A 5,372-nucleotide genomic window follows, 5' to 3' on the forward strand; every position below is an offset into this window, starting at 1 on the left:
GTTCAGGGGCAGGGTGGGGAGCGCCACGAACAGCGACGGCACCATGTAGTCCGGGAGCTTGCGGCGCAGGGCCTCCCGCAGCTTCGTGGGATCCAGCACCTGACCCGGGCGCGGCATCGCGTAGGCGACGAGCCGCTTGTCGCCGGGCACGTCCTCGCGCACCACCGCCGCGGCCTCGTGCACGTCGGGCAGCTCGCGCAGGGCGGCCTCCACTTCCGGAAGCTCGATGCGGAAGCCGCGCACCTTCACCTGGTGGTCCGTGCGGCCCAGGAAGTCCAGTGTCCCATCCGCGCGCCAGCGGACCCGGTCGCCCGTGCGGTACAGCCGTGCGCCAGGCTTCGCGCCGTACACATCCGGGACGAAGCGCTCCGCCGTCAGGTCCGGCCGCGACACGTAGCCCCGGACCACGCCATCACCGCCGAGGAACAGCTCCCCCGGCACGCCCACCGGCACCGGCTGGAGCCGCGCGTCCAGCACGTACGCCGTGGTGTTCGCGAGCGGCGCGCCAATGGGCACCGACGCGCCCGCCTGCTCCGGCCGCTCCACCGTGAAGAACGAGGCGGCCACGGAGCATTCACTGGGGCCGTAGGCGTTGATGACGGGCCGGCCCAGGAACTCCACCGCGCGGCGCACATGCGGGGCGGAGATGACGTCGCCCCCCACGTGCACTTCGCGCAGCCGTCCGAGGATGTCCGGCCGGTGCTCCACCAGCTGCGAGAAGAGGCCCGACGGCAGGTGGGCGAAGCTGACCGCGTGGCGCTCCACCACTCGCGCGAGCGTGTCCATGTCTCCGGCGGGGACCTTGCCGGGGAAGATGACCAGCCGGCCGCCGTGCAGCAGCATCGTCCACAGCTCCATCACGGAGCCGTCGAAGGACAACGGCGCGAAGAGCATGCCCGTTTCGCGCTGACCGACGCGCGAGTAGGGCTCGGCGTGCACGAGGCGCAGCACGCCGCGGTGCTCGGCGGCCACCCCCTTGGGACGTCCGGAGCTGCCCGAGGTGAAGATGACGTAGGCCAGGTTGCGAGGCCCCACGGTGACCTCCGGCGCGGTGACGGGCTGATCATCGAGCGCCAGCGCATCCACGAAGAAGCAGGACAGGCTCGCGTCGGGCACGTTCAGCCGCTCACGCAGCGCGCGCGTGGTGAGCAGCATCCGGGGCCGGGCGTCCTCGATCATGAACGCCAGCCGCTGCGCGGGGTACGACGCGTCCAGCGGGACATAGGCGCCGCCCGCCTTGAGGATGGCGAGCACCGTGACGACGAAGTCCACGGAGCGCTCCATGCACACCGCCACCGGCACGTCCGGGCCCACGCCCCGGGCGCGGAGGAAGTGCGCGAGCGGATTGGCCCGCGCCTCCAGCTGCGCGTACGTCAGGCGAAGGTCCCCGTCCTCCACGGCGATGGCGTCTGGAGTCCGGGCGACCTGGAGCGCGAACTGCTCGGGGAGTGTCCTGCCGGAGGGGTAGTCGCGGGCCGTGTCGTTCCACGCGGTGAGCACCTGGTGGCGCTCCGCGACCGTCATCCAGGGCAGCTCGTGGATGGACGTCTGGGGGGCCGCGATGGCGGCCTCCAGCAGCACGCGGAAGTGGCCGGACAGGCGCTCCACGGTGTCCGCGTCGAACAGCTCCGTGGCGTACTCCAGCCAGCCCTCGAAGCCCTGGGGGGACTCCGCGAGCGACAGCGTGAGGTCGAACATGGACGTGCCGGTGTGCACGTCCAGGAGCCGGGACTGGAGCCCCTGCAGGACGGGCGCGTCCACGCGAGCGCCCTGGAGGTTGAACATCACCTGGAAGAGCGGCGTGTGCCCCAGCTCGCGAGGAGGCCGGAGCGCCTCCACGACTCGCTCGAAGGGCACGTCCTGGTGCGCGTACGCGCCCAGCGCCGTCTCCCGCACGCGGCCCAGGAGCTCCCGGAACGAAGGAGCGCCGGACAGGCGCGTGCGCAAGACCAGCGAGTTGACGAAGAGGCCGACGAGCCCCTGGAACTCCGCGCGCTGACGGCCCGCGATGGCCGTGCCCACGCTGAGGTCGTCCTGGCCCGCGCGGCGGGCGAGCACGGTCTGGAAGGCCGCGAGCAGGACCATGAACGGCGTGACGCCTTCGCGCTCCGCCAGCGTCCGGACGGATTTCGCGAGCCCCGCGTCCAGCACCACCGGGACCCGCGCACCCGAGGACCCACGGCGAGAGGGACGCGGCCGATCCGTGGCCAGCTCCAGCAGCTGAGGAGCACCCGCGAGCTGCGTCCGCCAGTAGTCCAGCCGCGACTCCAGCGCGGCGCCGTCCAGCGCGTCCCGCTGCCAGTCAGCGGCGTCGGCGTAGTCCAGGGGCAGGGCGGGAAGGGGCGACGGGCGGCCTTCGTGCAGCGCCGAGTAGAGCGCGGAGACCTCGCGCACCAGCACCGCCATGGACGTGGCGTCCGACACGGCGTGGTGCATGACGAGCACCAGCACATGGGTCCGCGCATCCAGCGTGAGGAGCGTGGCGCGCACCAGCGGTCCGCGCTCCAGGTCGAACGGGCGGCGGGCTTCTTCGTGGGCCAGGCGGAGCGCCTCGGCCTCGCGGGCGTTGGCGGGCAGGGACTCCAATGACACGCGCGCCAGCGGCAGGGACGCGTCCGCCGCGATGACCTGCCGGGGCTGGCCCGGGGCCTCGCGGAACGAGGTCCGCAGTCCTTCATGCCGGGCCGCGAGAGCCACGAGGCTGCCCTCCAGCGCGGCCACATCCAGCTCGCCCTCCAGGCGAACGGCGGCGGGCAGGTTGTAGGACACGTCGCCAGGGGCGTACCGGGACAGGAAGAACAACCGGGCCTGCGACGAAGACGCCTCGCGGTCGCCGCCCACGCGCCTGCGGTGGGGCGCGGGGCCCGCCGCGTCACGGAGGGAGGCCAGCCTGTGCGCCAGGGACGTGATGCTCGGTCCCTGGAGGAGCCACTCCATGGGCACTGTCAGCCCGGTGCCCGAGCCCACTTCATGCGCCAGTTCCACGGCGCCCAGCGAGTCCAGCCCGTAGCGAGTCACCGGAGCATCAACGTCGATGTCCTCACGGAGCATGCGCACGTGCCGGGCCACGATGTCGCGCAGCCACGCGACCAATACCTCCGAGTCCGGCTTCGCACCCACGCCCACGGAGACGTGCGCAGCGGAACCGGACACCGCTTCGCGTGTTCCCGAACCCGCGCCAGGAGCGGACGGGCTGAGGGCTCCGCCCTCATGACTCGATGACGGCCGGGACGAAGCCGACGGCGAGGATGCACCGGAGCGCGGCGCCGTGATGGACCCGGCCTCGCCGGAGCCCGGGGTGGATGAAGCGGGGAGGGGAGCTTCGGGCGACGGACCCGCGCCGCCCGGCGGCTGCGCCCGCCACGCCGTCACCTCCTGCAACGTCCCTGCGAGGAAGGCCGCGCGGCACGCGTGCCGCTGCACCTTGCCGCTGGACGTCTTCGGCAGGCTCCCCGGCTCGATGAGCACCACCGCGTGCGCCTGCACCTCGTGCGACTCCGCCAGCCTCTGACGGATGGTGCCCACCGCCGCGTCCGCCGCCGCCAGCTGCTCACGCAGTCCACCCAGCCGCCGCACGTCGATTTCCTGCACCACAACCGCGCGCTCCTCGCCCCCCACCTCCACCGAAACCACCGCTCCGCCCCCGGGCCTCAGCGCCGGGTGCGCCCCCTCCACCGTCGCCTCCAAGTCCTGCGGGTAGTGGTTCCTCCCTCGCAGGATGATGAGGTCCTTGCGCCGCCCCGTGACGTACAGCTCGCCCTCCGGCCGCAGGAAGCCCAAGTCACCGGTGCGCAGGTACGGCCCGCCATCCTCACCAGCAATGCGCGCATGGAACGTCTCGCGCGTTGCTTCCTCCCGGCCCCAGTACCCCTGGGCCACGCTCGGCCCCGTCACCCAGACTTCGCCCACCTCCCCAGGCCCACGCCGCTCCAGCGTCTCCGGGTCCACGATGGCGATTCGCTGCTCCGCCAGCGTCTGCCCGCACCCCACCAGCGTGCGCGCTCCCAGCTCCGTCGCACCCACTTCCTCCGCGCGGTGACGCTCCAGCGCCGCACCCGACAGCGTCACCGACACCGGCGGCGCCGACTTCTCGCCTCCGGAGACAATCAGCGTGCCTTCCGCCAGCCCGTAGCACGGGTAGAAGGCTTCACGCCTGAAGCCGCTGGGGCCGAACGCCTCCACGAAGCGCTCCAGCGTCTCCGGACGAATCGGCTCCGCGCCGCAGAAGGCCACCTCCCACCGGCTCAAGTCCAACGCCCGCCGCTGCTCCGGCGTGCTCTTCCTCACGCACAAGTCGAACGCGAAGTTCGGCCCGCCGCTGATGGTGCCCCCAAAGCGCGACACCGCCTCCAGCCACGCCAGGGGCCTCTTGAGGAACGACATCGGCGACATCAGCGTCACCGGGAAGCCCCCATACAACGGCTCCAGGATGCCTCCGATGAGTCCCATGTCGTGGTACGGCGGCAGCCAGATGACGCCCACGCTGTCCGCTCGCGCGCCGAACGCACCGTGGATGAGCGACAGGTTGTGCAGCAGGTTGCCGTGCGTGAGCATCACGCCCTTCGGCGTGCCCGTGCTCCCGGACGTGTACTGAAGGAACGCGAGCGACTCCGCGCCCAGTCCCTCCGGCGCCACCCAGTCCCGCTCGCCGCCTTCCGGCAGCTCATCCGTCGCCATCCACTGCAGCGCCCGGAAGTCCGGCGCCTGCTCGAAGACGAAGTCCGACAGCCCCAGGATGCCCGACGTGGTGAGCACCACCGACGCTCTCGCGTCCTGGATGATGGCCCGCAGGCGGGGCAGGGTGCGCTCCAGCCGCATCGGGTCCGGCGGATACGCGGGCACCGCCACCGCTCCCGCGTACAGACAGCCGAAGAAGCCCGCGATGTAGTCCAGCCCCGGCGGGTACAGCAGCAACACGCGCTCGCCTTGCGCGCCTCGCTCACGCAGCGCCGCCGCTATCCGCCTCGCGCGCACGTCCAGGTCGAACGCGCTCCAGACGGTCTCTTCACCGTCGTCTCCCAGGAACGTGTAGAGCGGCGCGTGGGCGGAGGGCCCTTGGACAAGCTTCAGGAGGACGCCAGGAAGGGTTCGCGAGAAGTCGTGCACGGGGAGCCATCCATGTGTCGAAAAAGGCCGACACTTCATAGCAGCCCGGGTGCTCGATTCCTCAGGCACTCACGGTAACGAAACCTGGGAGGTGGCACGCCTCAAGCGCAGCCGAACAGCCCCTGCAACCACCCCATGGAACCTTTCTACTCACGCACGGTGAATGCGTGGACCTGCTCGCGCACATGTCGCCGCATTGCGCCAGTCACTCGGATCACGGCCCCGCCCCCTCGACGGAGGGAGCGGGGCTCTACGCGGCGCCTGCG

1 protein-coding gene is annotated in these 5,372 nt (G+C 71.8%); it reads right to left on the reverse strand.

From position 1 onward, the window contains the following. Positions 1–5,106 (reverse strand): non-ribosomal peptide synthetase (locus D7V80_RS22765; RefSeq protein ID WP_233585626.1); only part of this gene is annotated, 5,106 nt, incomplete at its 3' end. Positions 5,107–5,372: the final 266 nt, after the last annotated feature.

Origin of the sequence: Corallococcus sp. CA054B, assembly GCF_003611625.1 — a bacterium.
GTDB lineage: Bacteria > Myxococcota > Myxococcia > Myxococcales > Myxococcaceae > Corallococcus > Corallococcus coralloides.